General features: G+C 61.4%; 14 protein-coding genes. 10 read left to right on the forward strand and 4 right to left on the reverse strand.

Annotated elements, in window-relative coordinates; genetic code table 11:
- Positions 1–51: 51 nt before the first annotated feature.
- The 8 genes from cobU (at position 52) to HDC30_RS07670 (ending at position 5,504) form a co-directional block, all read left to right on the forward strand.
- Positions 52–573 (forward strand): bifunctional adenosylcobinamide kinase/adenosylcobinamide-phosphate guanylyltransferase, encoded by a 522-nt coding sequence (gene cobU, locus HDC30_RS07640; protein ID WP_183782033.1) that lies wholly within the window; start codon positions 52–54, stop codon positions 571–573.
- Positions 570–1,625: a nicotinate-nucleotide--dimethylbenzimidazole phosphoribosyltransferase gene (gene cobT / locus HDC30_RS07645; protein ID WP_183782036.1), complete on the forward strand. Its 1,056-nt coding sequence runs from the start codon at positions 570–572 to the stop codon at positions 1,623–1,625. The genes cobU and cobT overlap by 4 nt, the downstream gene beginning before the upstream one ends.
- Positions 1,622–2,197, forward strand: coding sequence for an alpha-ribazole phosphatase family protein (gene cobC, locus HDC30_RS07650; RefSeq protein ID WP_183782039.1), 576 nt, complete (start codon positions 1,622–1,624; stop codon positions 2,195–2,197). The genes cobT and cobC overlap by 4 nt, the downstream gene beginning before the upstream one ends.
- A gap of 1 nt (position 2,198) precedes the next feature.
- Positions 2,199–2,930, forward strand: a complete 732-nt coding sequence (locus HDC30_RS07655; protein WP_183782042.1) for an adenosylcobinamide-GDP ribazoletransferase — start codon at positions 2,199–2,201, stop codon at positions 2,928–2,930.
- A 172-nt stretch (positions 2,931–3,102) separates the two neighbouring features.
- Positions 3,103–3,507: a MarR family winged helix-turn-helix transcriptional regulator gene (locus tag HDC30_RS07660; protein WP_183782045.1), complete on the forward strand. Its 405-nt coding sequence runs from the start codon at positions 3,103–3,105 to the stop codon at positions 3,505–3,507.
- Positions 3,508–3,560: 53 nt separating this feature from the next.
- Positions 3,561–4,769, forward strand: a complete 1,209-nt coding sequence (locus tag HDC30_RS07665) for an MFS transporter (RefSeq protein ID WP_183782048.1) — start codon at positions 3,561–3,563, stop codon at positions 4,767–4,769.
- A complete protein-coding gene (locus HDC30_RS29090; RefSeq protein ID WP_256214479.1) occupies positions 4,766–4,891 on the forward strand; it encodes a hypothetical protein in 126 nt (41 codons plus the stop codon). Before HDC30_RS07665 ends, HDC30_RS29090 begins: the two co-directional genes overlap by 4 nt.
- Before the next feature lie 55 nt (positions 4,892–4,946).
- Positions 4,947–5,504 (forward strand): glutathione peroxidase, encoded by a 558-nt coding sequence (locus HDC30_RS07670; RefSeq protein ID WP_183782050.1) that lies wholly within the window; start codon positions 4,947–4,949, stop codon positions 5,502–5,504.
- Between the two features lie 202 nt (positions 5,505–5,706).
- Here the strand turns inward: HDC30_RS07670 and HDC30_RS07675 are convergent, their stop codons facing one another.
- The 3 genes from HDC30_RS07675 to HDC30_RS07685 form a co-directional block, all read right to left on the reverse strand.
- Positions 5,707–6,978: an OmpP1/FadL family transporter gene (locus HDC30_RS07675; protein WP_150368052.1), complete on the reverse strand. Its 1,272-nt coding sequence runs from the start codon at positions 6,976–6,978 to the stop codon at positions 5,707–5,709.
- Between the two features lie 146 nt (positions 6,979–7,124).
- Positions 7,125–7,607 (reverse strand): hypothetical protein, encoded by a 483-nt coding sequence (locus HDC30_RS07680; RefSeq protein ID WP_007962906.1) that lies wholly within the window; start codon positions 7,605–7,607, stop codon positions 7,125–7,127.
- A 275-nt stretch (positions 7,608–7,882) separates the two neighbouring features.
- Positions 7,883–8,107, reverse strand: a complete 225-nt coding sequence (locus HDC30_RS07685; protein ID WP_007962908.1) for a hypothetical protein — start codon at positions 8,105–8,107, stop codon at positions 7,883–7,885.
- A gap of 1,010 nt (positions 8,108–9,117) precedes the next feature.
- Between HDC30_RS07685 and HDC30_RS07690 the strand changes: the two genes are divergently transcribed.
- Together HDC30_RS07690 and rmuC are read left to right on the forward strand one after the other, a co-directional pair.
- Positions 9,118–9,441, forward strand: coding sequence for a sel1 repeat family protein (locus HDC30_RS07690; protein ID WP_081730279.1), 324 nt, complete (start codon positions 9,118–9,120; stop codon positions 9,439–9,441).
- 175 nt (positions 9,442–9,616) lie between these two features.
- Positions 9,617–10,981 carry a DNA recombination protein RmuC gene (rmuC, locus tag HDC30_RS07695; RefSeq protein WP_183782148.1) on the forward strand — a complete coding sequence of 455 codons (1,365 nt, stop codon included), beginning with the start codon at positions 9,617–9,619 and terminating at the stop codon, positions 10,979–10,981.
- 113 nt (positions 10,982–11,094) lie between these two features.
- Here rmuC and HDC30_RS07700 read toward each other — a convergent pair whose 3' ends face one another.
- Positions 11,095–14,565: a PAS domain-containing hybrid sensor histidine kinase/response regulator gene (locus HDC30_RS07700; RefSeq protein ID WP_183782066.1), complete on the reverse strand. Its 3,471-nt coding sequence runs from the start codon at positions 14,563–14,565 to the stop codon at positions 11,095–11,097.
- Positions 14,566–14,649 lie beyond the last annotated feature (84 nt).

Raw genomic sequence — 14,649 nt, forward strand, 5'->3', positions numbered from 1 at the left:
CCTGCTCGCGATGACTGAAGTCGGTACACCGCTAATTTGAAGGAATGAACCATGCTCCAACTGATCCTCGGCGGCGCCCGCTCCGGCAAAAGTCGCCTGGCGGAAAAACTCGCCAGCGACAGCCGTCTGGCCGTCACTTACATCGCCACCAGCCAGCCGCTGGACGGCGAAATGAACGAGCGGGTCGCCCATCACCGCGCCCGGCGTCCGGCCGAATGGGCGCTGATCGAAGAACCGCTGGAGCTGGCCCGCGTCCTGCGCGAGAACGCCAGTGCCGAGCGTTGCTTGCTGGTCGACTGCCTGACCCTGTGGCTGACCAATCTACTGATGCTTGATGACGCCGCGCGTCTCGCCGCCGAGCGCGACGCCCTGCTGGACTGCCTGGCGTCATTGCCGGGGGAAATCATTTCTGTCAGCAACGAGACCGGAATGGGTGTCGTGCCGCTGGGCGAATTGACTCGCCGCTACGTCGATGAAGCCGGTTGGCTGCATCAAGCTCTGGCCGAGCGTTGTCAGCGAGTCGTCCTGACCGTCGCCGGCCTGCCCCTGACCCTGAAAGGACCTGCGTTATGACTCAAGCGTGGTGGTTGAACCCGTGCCAATCCGTGAATGCCGAGATCGTTGAACAGGCGGCGGCGCGCCAACAGCAACTGACCAAACCGGCCGGCTCCCTCGGTCGCCTCGAAAGCGTGGCGGTGCAATTGGCCGGATTGCAGGGGCAGATCAAACCGACGATTGAACAGGTGTGGATCGCGATTTTTGCCGGTGATCACGGGGTGGTCGCGGAAGGCGTTTCCGCGTTCCCGCAGGAAGTCACCGGGCAGATGTTGCTCAACTTCGTCAGCGGCGGTGCGGCAATCAGCGTGCTGGCGCGGCAGCTCGATGCGCAGCTGGAAGTGGTCGATCTGGGCACCGTGACACCGACGTTGAATCTGCCGGGCGTGCGTCATCTGAACATCGGCTCGGGCACTGCGAATTTCGCCAAGGGCGCGGCGATGACCCAGGCGCAGGGCGAACTCGCGTTGCAGGCCGGTCGTGACAGCGTGCTGCGAGCCAAAGCGGCCGGCACACAGTTGTTCATCGGCGGCGAAATGGGCATCGGCAACACCACTGCCGCCAGTGCGCTGGCCTGTGCCTTGCTCGATTGCCCGGTGGCGCACCTGACCGGTCCTGGCACCGGGTTGAATGCCGAAGGGGTCAGCCATAAAGCACAGGTGATCGAGCGCGCACTGGCGCTGCACGCAGCACAGCGCGGCGATGCGCTGCAAACCCTGTTCAACCTCGGCGGGTTTGAAATTGCCGCACTGGTCGGGGCCTATCTGACTTGTGCACAGGAAGGCGTGGCGGTGCTGGTCGACGGCTTTATCTGCACGGTCGCTGCGTTGGTCGCGGTGCGGCTGAACCCGGCCTGCCGCGAGTGGCTGCTGTTCGGTCATCGTGGGGCCGAGCCAGGCCATCGCCATGTGCTGGAAACCCTCAATGCCGAACCGTTGCTGGAGCTCGGCCTGCGTCTGGGCGAGGGCAGCGGGGCGGCGTTGGCCGTGCCGCTGTTGCGTCTGGCCTGTGACCTGCATGGGCAGATGGCGACGTTCGCCGAAGCCGCGGTGGCGGATCGTCCGGCATGACCTTGCGTCTGGACCTGCTGCGCCACGGTGAGACTGAACTGGGCGGTGGGCTGCGCGGTAGCCTCGATGATGCGCTCACGGAAAAGGGTTGGGCGCAGATGCGTGCGGCGGTGATCGCGGGCGGGCCGTGGGATCGCTTGATCAGTTCGCCGCTGCAGCGTTGTGCACGGTTTGCCGCAGAGCTGGGCGAGCAACTGAATTTGCCGGTGCAATTGGAAACGGATCTGCAGGAACTGCACTTCGGTGCCTGGGAAGGGCAGAGCGCTGCGGTGTTGATGGAGACCGATGCCGAGGCACTGGGGTTGTTCTGGGCCGATCCGTATTCGTTCACGCCGCCGCAGGGTGAGCCGGTCAGCGATTTTGCTGAACGTGTGCTGGGCGCGGTTGCGCGGTTGCATCAGGCCTATGCCGGTGAACGCGTTTTGTTGATCAGTCATGGCGGCGTGATGCGTCTGTTGCTGGCGAAGGCGCGAGGTTTGCCGCGAGAACAGTTGCTCAATGTCGAAGTCGCGCATGCTGCGCTGTTCGCGCTCAGCGTCGAAGCCGATGGCGTGCTCAAGGAAGGTTACTGAGATGCTGCCACTGTGGATCGCCCTGCAATTTCTCAGCAGCTTGCCGATTCGTCTGCCGGGGATGCCGGAGCCGCAACAGCTTGGGCGTTCGCTGTTGTTTTATCCGCTGGTGGGGCTGCTGTTCGGAGTGATCCTCTGGGTATTGAACCTGGCATTGACCGGCGCGCCATTGCTCCTGCATGCGGCGCTGTTGCTGACGGTGTGGGTGCTGCTCAGCGGCGCGCTGCACCTCGACGGACTGGCCGACAGCGCCGATGCCTGGCTCGGTGGTTTCGGTGATCGCGAGCGCACGCTGACGATCATGAAGGATCCGCGCAGCGGGCCGATTGCCGTGGTGACGCTGGTGTTGGTGTTGCTGCTGAAGTTCTGCGCGTTGCTGGCGCTGATCGAGCAGGGGGATGCGGTGATGTTGATCATCGTGCCGTTGCTGGGGCGGGCGGCGCTGCTGGGGCTGTTTCTGACTACGCCGTATGTGCGGGCGGGAGGGTTGGGGCAGGCGTTGGCTGATCATCTGCCGCGCAGGATCGGTTGGTGGGTGCTTGGGGCGAGTGCGCTGGCGTGTTTGCTGATTGCCGGGATGAAAGCGATTGCTGCGCTGGTTGTCGCGTTGGTCGGGTTTGTCTGGCTGCGGCGGGTGATGATGCGGCGGCTGGGCGGAACCACCGGCGATACGGCGGGGGCGTTGCTGGAATTGCTGGAGATGGTGGTGTTGGTTGGGGTGGTGTTGGTCTGAGCCATATGTAACCGTGCTGGCCCCTTCGCGAGCAAGCTCGCTCCCACATTTGGAATGCATTCCCCTGTGGGAGCGAGCCTGCTCGCGAAAGCGGCCTGTCAGGCGCTACAAATGTAGTGGTAAAACTCATGTGTAACTTGATTTAACACAGTCGCGGGTATATACACGCATCATGCTTCCTTCTCAGTGTTTGTGCACCAACCTGCGTCGCGCCGCTCGTGGCGTCAGCAGGCATTACGACGGCGCTCTCGACGGCTTCGGGATCAACGTTGCCCAGTATTCTTTGCTGTGCAACCTGCAGCGTCTGGATCAACCGAGCATCTCGGAACTGGCCGAGGCCATGGGCCTGGATCGCAGCACCCTGGGGCGCAACCTGCGGGTGCTCGAAGGCGAGGGCCTGGTGGCGCTGGCCGAGGGCGAGGACATGCGCAATCGCATCGTCCGGCTCACCGAAACCGGTGCGCAGCGCCTCGCGGCCGCACTGCCGGCCTGGGAAGCGGCGCAGCAGCGATTGATCAATCGTCTGGGTGCCGAGAAGCGTGAAACCTTGCTGCGACTGTTGGATGAACTGGCCTGAGGGCCGGTTTTTCCGGATTTAAGCGGGTATATACCCGCGAACGGAGAATAACAATGACATCGATGTGGCGTACGTGCGGTTGGGTGTTGCTGGGAAGTGCGCTGATTCTGGCGTTGTCATTGGGCGTGCGGCACGGCTTCGGTCTGTTCCTGTCGCCGATGAGTGCGCAGTTCGGCTGGGGGCGCGAAGTGTTTGCCTTCGCCATCGCTTTGCAAAACCTCATCTGGGGTCTGGCGCAGCCGTTCACTGGCGCGCTGGCTGACCGTTTCGGGGCGGCGAAAGTGGTGCTGGTCGGCGGCGTGCTGTATGCCGCGGGCCTGGTGTGCATGGGGCTGTCCGATTCGGCGCTGACCCTGTCGCTGAGTGCGGGCCTGTTGATCGGTATTGGTCTGTCCGGTACGTCGTTCTCGGTGATTCTCGGTGTGGTCGGCCGTGCCGTACCGCCGGAAAAACGCAGCATGGGCATGGGCATCGCCAGTGCTGCCGGTTCGTTCGGCCAGTTTGCGATGTTGCCGGGCACGCTGGGTTTGATCGGCTGGCTCGGCTGGTCGGCGGCGCTGCTGGTGCTTGGCCTGCTGGTGGCGATGATTGTGCCGCTGGTGAGCATGCTCAAGGACAAACCGCTGCCGGTGCTGGGCCACGAGCAGAGCTTGTTCGAGGCATTGCGCGAAGCTTGTTCGCACTCGGGGTTCTGGCTGTTGGCGTTCGGCTTTTTCGTCTGCGGCTTCCAGGTGGTTTTCATTGGCGTGCATCTGCCGGCTTATCTGGTCGATCAGCATCTGCCGGCGACGGTCGGCACCACGGTGCTGGCGCTGATCGGTCTGTTCAATATCTTCGGCACTTACACCGCCGGCTGGCTCGGCGGGCGCATGTCCAAGCCGCGTCTGCTGACGGCGTTGTACCTGCTGCGTGCGGTGGTGATCGTGCTGTTCCTGTGGCTGCCGGTGACGACGACCTCGGCGTACCTGTTCGGCATGGCCATGGGCTTCCTGTGGCTGTCAACGGTGCCATTGACCAACGGCACGGTGGCGACCTTGTTTGGCGTGCGCAATCTGTCCATGCTCGGCGGTATCGTGTTCCTGTTCCATCAGCTCGGTTCGTTCCTCGGCGGCTGGCTGGGTGGGGTGGTGTATGACCGTACCGGGAGTTATGACTTGATCTGGCAAGTGGCGATTCTTTTGAGCCTGCTGGCCGCCGCGCTGAACTGGCCGGTGCGCGAGCGTCCGGTGGCGCGTCTGCAGCCGGCTGTCGGCGCCGTATGAAGCGCTCCTGGCCACAAATCGCCTTCACCGCACTCGGCGCGCTGTTGCTGGCGCTGGTGTGGTGGGGCTGGCATCAAGGCGGCCTGGCATTGATGCAGTTGGGCCTGGGCGCTTGCTTGTAGGCTTTGATGGCGAGTAACGTCGGGAGTCTGATGACTGCTCAAAGGATGCCCCGACATGCTCATGCGCTGGTGTGCTGTACCCGCGTTGCTGATGACGTTGACCGGACTGGCCCAGGCCGCTGACTGTCCGGAGGCGCTGCAAGGTTCGTTGCCCAAGTTGCGCGCCAAGGAATCCATCGACCTGTGCCAGCGTTACGCCGGCAAGCCGCTGGTGGTGGTCAACACCGCCAGTTTCTGTGGCTTCGCTCCACAGTTCGAAGGGCTCGAAGCGCTCAATCAGCATTACAAGGCGCAAGGCCTGGAAATGCTCGGCGTGCCGTCCAATGACTTCAAGCAGGAGTCCAAGGACAGCGCCGAAACCGCCAAGGTCTGCTACGCCAACTACGGCGTGACGTTCACCATGACCGAACCGCAGAAGGTCCGTGGCGACGATGCTACTCACCTGTTCAAGGTGCTGGCCGAACAGAGCAGTGCGCCGAAGTGGAATTTCTACAAGTACGTGATCGACCGGCAAGGCAAGGTGATTGCCAATTTCTCCAGCCTGACCAAGCCGGATGATCCGGAGTTTATTGCGGCAGTTGAAAAGGCCATCGCCTCAAAACCGCTCAACTGATAACACACGCTTTTTGTGGGGGCGGGCTTGCTCGCGAGGGCTGCGGATCATTCAGCACTTGTTCTGGATGTCAGACCGCATTCGCGAGCAAGCCCGCTCCCACATTTACTCTGTGGTGTTTGAACAGGTATAAAAAAGCCCCGCTTTCTGTAAAGAGAGCGGGGCTTTTCTGTGGGCGAGGGTTTAGCCTCGCCGTGCAGCATCAGAAGCGGTAAGTTGCGCCAACACCGAAACCGTTTGCCGAGTTTTCATACTTGGCATCGTAGGTCTGGCCACGATCGTTCTGGTTGTGGATCTTGACCGACTCTTCCTTCAGGTACGAGTAAGCGACGTCGATGGTCAGGTCTTCGGTCGGGCTCCAGCCGGCACCGATGCTGAAAATGGTGCGGTCGCCAGTAGGAATGCGTGGCGAACGGTCGACGTTGTTGGTCGGCGACTGGTCGAAGGTCAGACCGGTACGCAGTACCCATTCCTTGTTCAACTGATACGAAGTACCCACGGCGTAAGCCCAGGAGTCATGCCAGTTCTGGTCTTCGGTGATTTCGCCGAACTGACCGGCCAGCAGCGGCTGTACGCCCGAGTTTTCAACGGTGATCTTCTTCAACTGGCTCCAGCGGGTCCAGGTCGAACCGGCGTAAACGTTCCAGCGATCGTTGATCGCCTGAGTGACCGAGAAGTCCACGGATTCAGGGGTGGTGATCTTCAGCGAAGCGTCGTACTTCTGCTGGGCGCTTAGGCCGACGGCGCCCAATACGCCGTAGTTGACCTTGGTGTTGCCTTCGAGCTTGTAATCGACTTTCGAGTGGTAGGTCAGACCCAGACGAGTGGTGTCGGTGGCCTGTACCAGCACGCCGATGTTGTAGCCCAGCGCGGTGTCGTCACCCTTGATCTTGACCTTGCCGTCCGGCGCAGCCTGAGTAATCGACAGGTTGGATTCCAGCGTGCCGTCGATGCGGTTGATGGTCGGACCGAAACCGATCGACACCACGTCGTTGAACTTGTAGCTGACAGTTGGCTGGAAAGTGATGACTTGTACTTCCGACTTGCTGCCGAAGTAACGGCCGCCAAAGCCTTTTTCGTAGTCGGTAATCAGACCGAACGGCACGTACACGCCGAGGCCGAATGCCCAATGCTCGTCGATCGGTTTGACGTAGAAGCCCATAGGTACGGAGGTGAAGGGCACCATGTCGCCTTTGTTGCTGCCGCCGTTAGGGCTGGAGCTGGCGTCGCTGATATCGGTCTTGGCATCGAGGAATGCAACACCGCCGGTGACTTGTTCGCGCGTGATGCGCGACATGCCGGCAGGGTTGCCATAAACAGTGCTTGCGTCGTCGGCAGAAGAGGATCGCCCAGCGTAACCAGTGCCCATCCCGCTGATGCTGTGTTCGTTGATGGCAAAGCCAGCTGCGAAGATCTGGGTGGATGCCATGGTAACGGCGAGGCTAAGGGTGGTTTTGAGCATGACTTTTTTCATTATTAGAACTCCTGGTGATCACCGGGGCGAAAATTACCAACATTTTCGTCCCAGCGCTATAGTCCGTATGGCTTGAGTTAGAGCGGTTTTGTAGGACAATCCGACCAGATTCGCGACCTGTTGAGCGATCTTCTGAAACTCGCCAGTCAACACGCGACCTGATTCACCGGTGAAACACAGGTTTGCCAGGCGTAGGTGAAGTCGCGCAGACGACCTTGCGGCTGGAAGGTCTGACGCCAGATTCGCGCCATGCCCAGCAGATCGTCCGGGGCGGGGAGGGGGGTGTGTTGTTCTTCTACCAGCAGCCAGGCGATGGCGGTGGCGTAACGCAGGTTGACGGTCAATTCCAGGTGCGGGCCGCTCAAAAAAGCATGTTGGCTGGCGAGGCCGCGAACCAGGCTCGCACGCTCCGGATCGAGTGCCAGATAGTGATCCCAAAGGGCCTGGTGGCGGTGCTCGGCAATCCGGTAGAGGCCGTGGCCACGGCGGTCATGCAGGGCGGAACCGAGGGCGGACTGGCTGGCGGCAATGCCCAGTAGCAGGGATTCGGCAGTTGCGCAGTGGCGTCCCAGATAGATCAGTGTGGGACGGATCACATAGCGGCACAGTTCGCTGGCAGCGATACCCATAAAACCCTCGGATCTTGTAATTGGCCGGCGATACCTGAAAGGGCCTTGGCAGCAGTGGATCGACTCAGGCTCGCCGAAAGCGGATCAAGCCGCTTGAGTTGAAGTGTAGTGTCATATTCGCGACGTAAAGGCCTGTTTTTAAAATATTTCCGGCAGCGAGCCACAGGCGTTATATCCGAAGGTGCTTAGGCGCGAAGGGCTAAAAGCGAAATATCGGGCAATAAAAAACCCCGCATTTTTGTGCGGGGCTTTTGCTTTTGCAGCCTTTTCGGCTCTCAGGCAATCAAGGCCTGACGCGTACGATCAATAATGGCCTGCAGCGGTTCGGCGCTGGAGTACTGATCTGGGTACAGACGCTCGCTGTGGCGAGCGATCCCGTGTTCATTGACCACTGTGAAGCTGAAGCAGCCTTTGCGAGCGGCCATGATCAGGCAGTTCATTGGGGCAAAAGCGTTGGTTAGGGTGCGAATGGCATCCTGAGTCTGGATTTGAGTAGACATAGTTATTAGGTGTTCCTACAAATGACACGGATAAGAACCGTGCAACGTTAAAACGTTCCAGTAATGTCGACCACCATTGGTCGTACAAAGAACCCGACTGGAACAAAGCAGCCAGTTTGAAGCGCTGATAAGTTGGCGCGCTTGGGCTGGCAGGTAGGTACTTAGGAGGACAGGCAACACATCGAGGGCAAAGGTTCTGGGCCCGGGGTGAAGATCCTGATCAATTTGCAGGCTGGTTCGGTCAGAGTAAGTGGTCTTCGCAACACCCTTTGCATTCATTCAAAGGCTGTGTCGGCGCAAGATTTACCTGGAAACCATCGAGGGGTCGTTCCCGCTTTTTTCGGTGAAGGGCTTCTGGGAAGAAGGTTGACCGTGGGGATGTGTTCGACCGGAATTGACTTTCAGCTTGGTACTAACGCCGCGGATAGTAACGGAACGTCCTGGGCAATGCAAACCCGGCGGCAAAAAAAGATTTCGGTCGGTGGCGCGGATCACCGGGGACAGGGCTGGCCCCTTCGCGAGCAGGCTCGCTCCCACAGGAGAACGGGGCCGATTGTAGGAGCGAGCCTGCTCGCGAAGAAACCATCCGTCGCCACAAAAGCGTGCAGCCATGCCCAGCGCCAACCCGCTTATCCCCAGTCCGAGGCGCCAAAAGGGCCAAAAAAGCGCATCGATATAACCGGGTAACAGGTACTTGTGCACATTAGTTGCGCAGACGGTAACCTTGCTGTCATATCAATCCTGACCCCGATGGCTGCCTGTATCAAAAGTTTAAGTCAATGAAAAATATCGTCTTTTTTTGTTGGTGAAAAAATCGTCAGTTTGACTGCGAGCCCCATTCCACAAGGCTTTGCGGAGGTTCGGGAGCGGTTGTCCACTGAGTTATCCACAGCTTCTGTGGATTGTCCCTAGCGCTTGCTCTAGGACGGGCGTGCCGGGTTTTTTTCGACTTTACCTGTACGAAAAAGAGAGTAGAGTGGCGCGCCTTCCGATCTGTCCCACAGTGTTTTATGAAGTTTCGCTCAGTATCAGACTCTGTTACCTCCGAACACCCTCGTGTTACCCCTCCCAAGCGATTTTCCGTGCGTGTGGCCGAATGGCTGCTCGACAGCCCGCGCCTGGGCGATAGCCGTAATGCCAAGCATCTGGCGGGGCGTCTGCTCAAGCAACCGGCGCGCGAAGGCGTGGTCGCCGCGCAAAGTCGTCTCGGCCAATTGATGTGCCGCGAGTGCGGCAATGCCCGTGATCGGCGCATCGGGCAGGATCTGCTGCGCCAGGCCGCCCGCGCCGGCGACCGGCGTGCACAACGGGAACTCGGTCTGCTCGAAGACTGAGCTGTCCAACGCCCCACGCCTTGGTTAACCTTCAGGCTTTATCGAATCGGCAGGAGTGGCTATGGCTATGGACTTGACCAGCGTGTTGCTGGGTCTGGCGGGCGCGGGATTGCCGCTGCTGGCGCTGGCCTGGCAACTGCAACGGCGGGCCAGTGATCGGCAAGCCGAGGTCGCCTTGCTCGAAGAGCGCCTGGCCATGGCGCAACTGGCGCAGGACGGGCTCAACGCCCAGCTTGAAGCCAGCCGTGATGAAACCGTCGATCTCGCTCAGGCCAACGCGGCCAAGCAGGCGGAGCTGGCGGCCCTGCGCCGCGAAGTCGAGCTGCTGCAGATCGAGCGCGATGATGCCCGTGACGCTTCCCACGCGTGGAACATCGAGCGCGCCAACAAAGAAGCCGAATTGCGGCGTCTCGACGCTCAGGCCGCGTCGCTCAACGCCGAACTGCGCGAGCAACAGGAAAGCCATCAACAACGCCTCAACGACCTGCAAGGCTCGCGCGATGAGCTGCGCGCGCAATTCGCCGAGCTGGCAGGGAAGATCTTCGATGAACGTGAACAGCGTTTTGCCGAGACCAGTCAACAGCGCCTCGGGCAGTTGCTCGATCCGCTGAAAGAACGCATCCAATCCTTCGAAAAACGCGTGGAAGAAAGCTATCAGGCCGAAGCCCGCGAACGCTTCTCGCTGGCCAAGGAGCTGGAGCGTCTGCAAGCGCTTAACCTGCGCCTGAGCGACGAAGCGACCAACCTGACCCGCGCCCTCAAAGGCCAGAAGACCCAAGGCAACTGGGGTGAATTGATCCTTGAACGGGTGCTGGAACACGCGGGGCTGGAGAAGGGCCGCGAGTACCAGACCCAAGTCAATCTCAAGGGGCCGGACGGCGAGCGCTTCCAGCCGGATGTGATCATTTACCTGCCGGGCGACAAGCAGGTGGTGGTCGACTCCAAGGTCAGCCTCACTGCCTATCAGCAGTACGTTGCCGCCGAAGATGACACCCTCGGCCAGGTCGCGATCAAGCAGCACGTGCTGTCTCTGCGCAGCCACGTCAAGGGCCTCGCCGGCAAGGATTACAAGCGTCTGGAAGGCCTGCACAGCCTCGATTTCGTCTTGCTGTTCGTGCCGATCGAAGCGGCATTTTCCGCCGCCCTGCAAGCCGAGCCGGCGTTGTTCCAGGAAGCGTTCGACCGCAACATCGTGATCGTCAGTCCGACCACGTTGCTGGCGACGTTACGGGTGATCGACAGCCTGTGGAAGCAGGAGCGGCAAAGCCAGAACGCCCGGGAAATCGCCGAGCGTGCCGGCTGGCTGTACGACAAGTTCGTGCTGTTCATTCAGGATCTGGACGAAGTCGGCAATCGCCTGCAGCAGCTGGACAAGGCCTACAGCTCGGCGCGCAACAAACTCACGGAAGGGCGCGGCAACCTGGTCAGCCGCAGTGAGCAGCTCAAACTGCTCGGTGCGCGGGCCAGCAAGAGTTTGCCGGCGGATCTGCTGGAGCGGGCGATGACCGATGTCGATGGGCTGGTCGAAATCCCGGAATAACCCGAAGAGCTTCGCGAGCAGGCTCGCTCCCACAGTGAAATGCATTCCAAAGGTGGGAGCGGGCTTGCTCGCGAAGGCGTCAGTGGTAGCGCTGCAACACTCAAGTCAAACGATTACAGCGGCACATACCGACTCAGCAACGCCCGCAACGCCGCCGGTTTCACCGGTTTGGCCAGATAATCCAGCCCTGCCGCATGCACCTGCGCCACCGTCTCCGGGCGGCCATCGGCGCTGATCACCACCCCCGGCACCGGCTCACCCAGCGTGGTGCGCAACCACGCCATCAGCTCGGTCCCGGTATCGCCGTGATCGAGGTGATAGTCGACCAGTGCCAGTTGCGGTCGCACACCCTCGTTCAGCAACGCCGCGCATTCTTCGCGATTGCGCGCCGTCCACACCTGACAGCCCCAACGGGTCAGCAGGCTGTTCATGCCAATCAGAATGCTGTCTTCATTGTCGATGCACAGCACCTGCGCGCCGCTGAGCAGCTTGCCGTTCAACTCCACCGCAGTTTTCTGTGGCAGAGATTGCGCCCGGGCCAGCGGTACGCTGACACTGAACACGCTGCCGCGCCCCGGCCACGAGCGTACGCGCAGGGTGTGGCCGAGCACGCGACATAAACCGTCGGCAATCGCCAGGCCCAGCCCGAGGCCTTTTTCGGCGCGGGTCTGATGGCTGTCGAGGCGTTTGAACTCCTCGAAAATCACTTGTTGTTTGTCTTCCGGAATCCCCGGCCCGCGATCCCACACTTCCAGGCTCAGCTCGCCATCGCGCCGACGTACGCCCAGCAGCACCGGGCCCTTGGCATAGCGGAAAGCGTTGGTGAGGAAGTTCTGCAGAATCCGCCGCAGCAGCTTGATGTCGCTGTCGATGCGCAACTGGCTGCCGCGCACACGGAACCTCAGGCCTTGTTCCTGGGCCAGTGCCTTGAATTCGGCACCGAGCGTATCGAACAGCTCATTGAGCGCGAACGGCTTGCGATCGGGGTTGATCTTGCCGTTTTCCAGGCGGGAAATATCCAGCAGGTCGCTGATCAAGTCTTCTGCCGATCGCAGCGAACTGTCGAGGTGTTGCACCAGTTTCTGCGCCTCGCTGCTCAAGCCGTCGTCCTGATGGGAGAGGGCGGCAGAGAACAGGCGCGCGGCGTTCAACGGCTGCATCAGGTCATGACTGACGGCGGCGAGGAAGCGGGTTTTCGACTGATTCGCGGCCTCGGCATGGCCCTTGGCTTCGGTCAGTGCGACGTTGAGCTGCGACAGCTCTTGGGTGCGCTCGCTGACCCGTTGCTCCAAACCTTCGTTGGCCTCGGTCAGCGCCTGCTCGGCTTCGCGGAACGCGGTGATGTCGGTGAAACTCATGACGAAACCGCCACCGGGCATTGGGTTGCCGATCAGCTCGATCACCCGGCCGTTGGGGAACAAGCGTTCGGACGTGTGCGCACGGCCCTGACGCATCCAGTGCAGGCGCCGGGCAACGTGGACTTCCGCCTCGCCCGGACCGCACAAGCCGCGTTCGGCGTTGTAGCGAATGATGTCGGCAATCGGCCGGCCGACGCTGATCAAACCGTCCGGGTAGTTGAACAACTCCAGATAACGCCGGTTCCATGCCACCAGTTTCAGCGACTGGTCGACCACGCTGATGCCTTGGGTAATGTTCTCGATCGCGCCCTGCAGCAACGCGCGGTTGAACTGCAGGACTTCCGAGGCTTCGTCAGCGATACGGACCACGTCCTCCAGCTGCATTTCCCGACCTTCGATGGCGGCTTTTACTACGGCGCGCGTCGAAGAAGCACCAAGCACGCCGGCCAGCAGGCGTTCGGTGTGGGCGATCCATTCGCCATCAGCATTCTGGTTCGGGTTGAAGCCCTTGCCCTGGCGGTAGGCGAAACGAATGAAGCTCTGCCGCGCGCGCTCTTCGCCGACAAAGCGTGCCGCCAGTTGCAGCAAGTCGTCGATCTGCACCGCGAGCATCGAGCGCGCACTCGGCCGCGCGCTGATTTCCTGGCCGATGAAGCGCCCGGCCTGCCAGTGTTCCGAGACCCGCGTGCGCGACAACACCGAGACCCATGCAAACAGCGTGAAGTTGCCCGCCAGTGACAGCACCACGCCTTGGGTCAGCGGGGTGATCGGCAGGTTCAGCGGGTTACTGTGCAGCCACGCCAGGCCCGGGAACGTGCTCAGCGACCAGCCGAGGCTGTGGGCGGCAATCGGCAGGATCAGCGTGTAAAACCAGAGGAACGTACCGGCGGCCAGACCGGCGAACACCCCACGACGATTGGCCTGTTTCCAGTACAGCGCGCCGAGCATCGCCGGGGCCAGTTGGGTGACAGCGGCGAAGGCGATCTGGCCGATGGTCGCCAGGCTCGCGGTGGAGCCGAGCAAGCGGTAGCTGACGTAGGCCAGCAACAGAATCAGCACGATGCTCACGCGGCGCACCGATAGCATCCACTGGCGGAACACCTCGAACGGGCGCTCGGCGTTGTTACGACGCAGCAACCACGGCAAAAGCATGTCGTTGGAGACCATGGTCGACAGTGCCACGCTGGCCACAATCACCATCCCGGTGGCCGCCGATGCGCCGCCGATGAACGCCAGCAACGCCAGGGCCGGATGGGCCTGGGCCAGCGGCAGGCTGATCACGAACGAGTCGGGCAACACGTGGCTCGGCAGCATCATCTGCCCGGCGAGGGCGATCGGCACCACGAACAGCGCGGCCAGCGCCAGATACGCCGGAAACACCCACTTGGCCAGGCGCAGGTCCTGCGGGTCGATGTTCTCCACCACGGTGACGTGAAACTGCCGCGGCAGGCAGATGATCGCCATCATCGCCACCCCGGTCTGCACCACCATCGACGGCCAGTTAATCGTTTCCTTCCAGTATTCCTCGAGGCGTGGCGCGAGCATCGCCTGATTGAACAGGTCGTCAAAACCGTCGTACAGCCCGTAGGTCACGAACGCGCCAACGGCAAGAAAGGCGAACAGCTTGACCAGCGATTCAAACGCAATCGCCAGCACCATGCCGCGGTGGTGCTCGGTGGCGTCGAGGTTGCGCGTACCGAAGACGATGGTGAACAGCGCCAGTACCAGCGACACGATCAGCGCGGTGTCCTGGGCGCGGGTGCCCATGGCGTCGGCACCGGCGCCGATCAACAGGTTCACACCGAGGACGATGCCTTTGAGTTGCAGAGCGATATAAGGCAGGACGCCGACCAGACAGATCAGCGCCACCACCACTGCCAGCGATTGCGATTTGCCGTAGCGCGCGGCGATGAAGTCGGCAATCGAGGTGATGTTCTCCTGTTTGCTGATCATCACCATTTTCTGCAGGACCCACGGCGCGCCCAGCAGCAACAGGATTGGTCCGAGGTAGATCGGCAGGAATGACCACAGCTGTTCCGCCGCCTGACCGACCGCGCCGAAGAACGTCCAACTGGTGCAATAAACCGCCAGCGACAGGCTGTACACCCACGCGCGCATCCGCGGCGGCAACGGCGTGCTGCGACGGTCGCCGTAGAAGGCGATGGCGAACATGATGGCCATATAGGCCAGGGCGACGGCGGCGATCAGCCCGGTGGACAGCGACATGCAACACTCCCGACAAAAGACTCCCCGGCAGTCCTGCCCGGGCGGACAGTCTCGCATGAGTATGGCGGTTAGTCAGTGTCGACC

The organism is Pseudomonas sp. JAI115, from assembly GCF_014200835.1.
Classification (GTDB): Bacteria; Pseudomonadota; Gammaproteobacteria; order Pseudomonadales; family Pseudomonadaceae; genus Aquipseudomonas; species Aquipseudomonas putida_A.

What these genes read in the sequence shown, in the direction of transcription:
- cobU (WP_183782033.1), top strand. Translation starts at nt 52, where the DNA reads ATGCTCCAACTGATCCTCGGCGGCGCCCGCTCCGGCAAAAGTCGCCTG.
- cobT (WP_183782036.1), top strand. Translation starts at nt 570, where the DNA reads ATGACTCAAGCGTGGTGGTTGAACCCGTGCCAATCCGTGAATGCCGAG.
- cobC (WP_183782039.1), top strand. Translation starts at nt 1,622, where the DNA reads ATGACCTTGCGTCTGGACCTGCTGCGCCACGGTGAGACTGAACTGGGC.
- HDC30_RS07655 (WP_183782042.1), top strand. Translation starts at nt 2,199, where the DNA reads ATGCTGCCACTGTGGATCGCCCTGCAATTTCTCAGCAGCTTGCCGATT.
- HDC30_RS07660 (WP_183782045.1), top strand. Translation starts at nt 3,103, where the DNA reads ATGCTTCCTTCTCAGTGTTTGTGCACCAACCTGCGTCGCGCCGCTCGT.
- HDC30_RS07665 (WP_183782048.1), top strand. Translation starts at nt 3,561, where the DNA reads ATGACATCGATGTGGCGTACGTGCGGTTGGGTGTTGCTGGGAAGTGCG.
- HDC30_RS29090 (WP_256214479.1), top strand. Translation starts at nt 4,766, where the DNA reads ATGAAGCGCTCCTGGCCACAAATCGCCTTCACCGCACTCGGCGCGCTG.
- HDC30_RS07670 (WP_183782050.1), top strand. Translation starts at nt 4,947, where the DNA reads ATGCTCATGCGCTGGTGTGCTGTACCCGCGTTGCTGATGACGTTGACC.
- HDC30_RS07675 (WP_150368052.1), bottom strand. Translation starts at nt 6,978, where the DNA reads ATGAAAAAAGTCATGCTCAAAACCACCCTTAGCCTCGCCGTTACCATG.
- HDC30_RS07680 (WP_007962906.1), bottom strand. Translation starts at nt 7,607, where the DNA reads ATGGGTATCGCTGCCAGCGAACTGTGCCGCTATGTGATCCGTCCCACA.
- HDC30_RS07685 (WP_007962908.1), bottom strand. Translation starts at nt 8,107, where the DNA reads ATGTCTACTCAAATCCAGACTCAGGATGCCATTCGCACCCTAACCAAC.
- HDC30_RS07690 (WP_081730279.1), top strand. Translation starts at nt 9,118, where the DNA reads ATGAAGTTTCGCTCAGTATCAGACTCTGTTACCTCCGAACACCCTCGT.
- HDC30_RS07700 (WP_183782066.1), bottom strand. Translation starts at nt 14,565, where the DNA reads ATGTCGCTGTCCACCGGGCTGATCGCCGCCGTCGCCCTGGCCTATATG.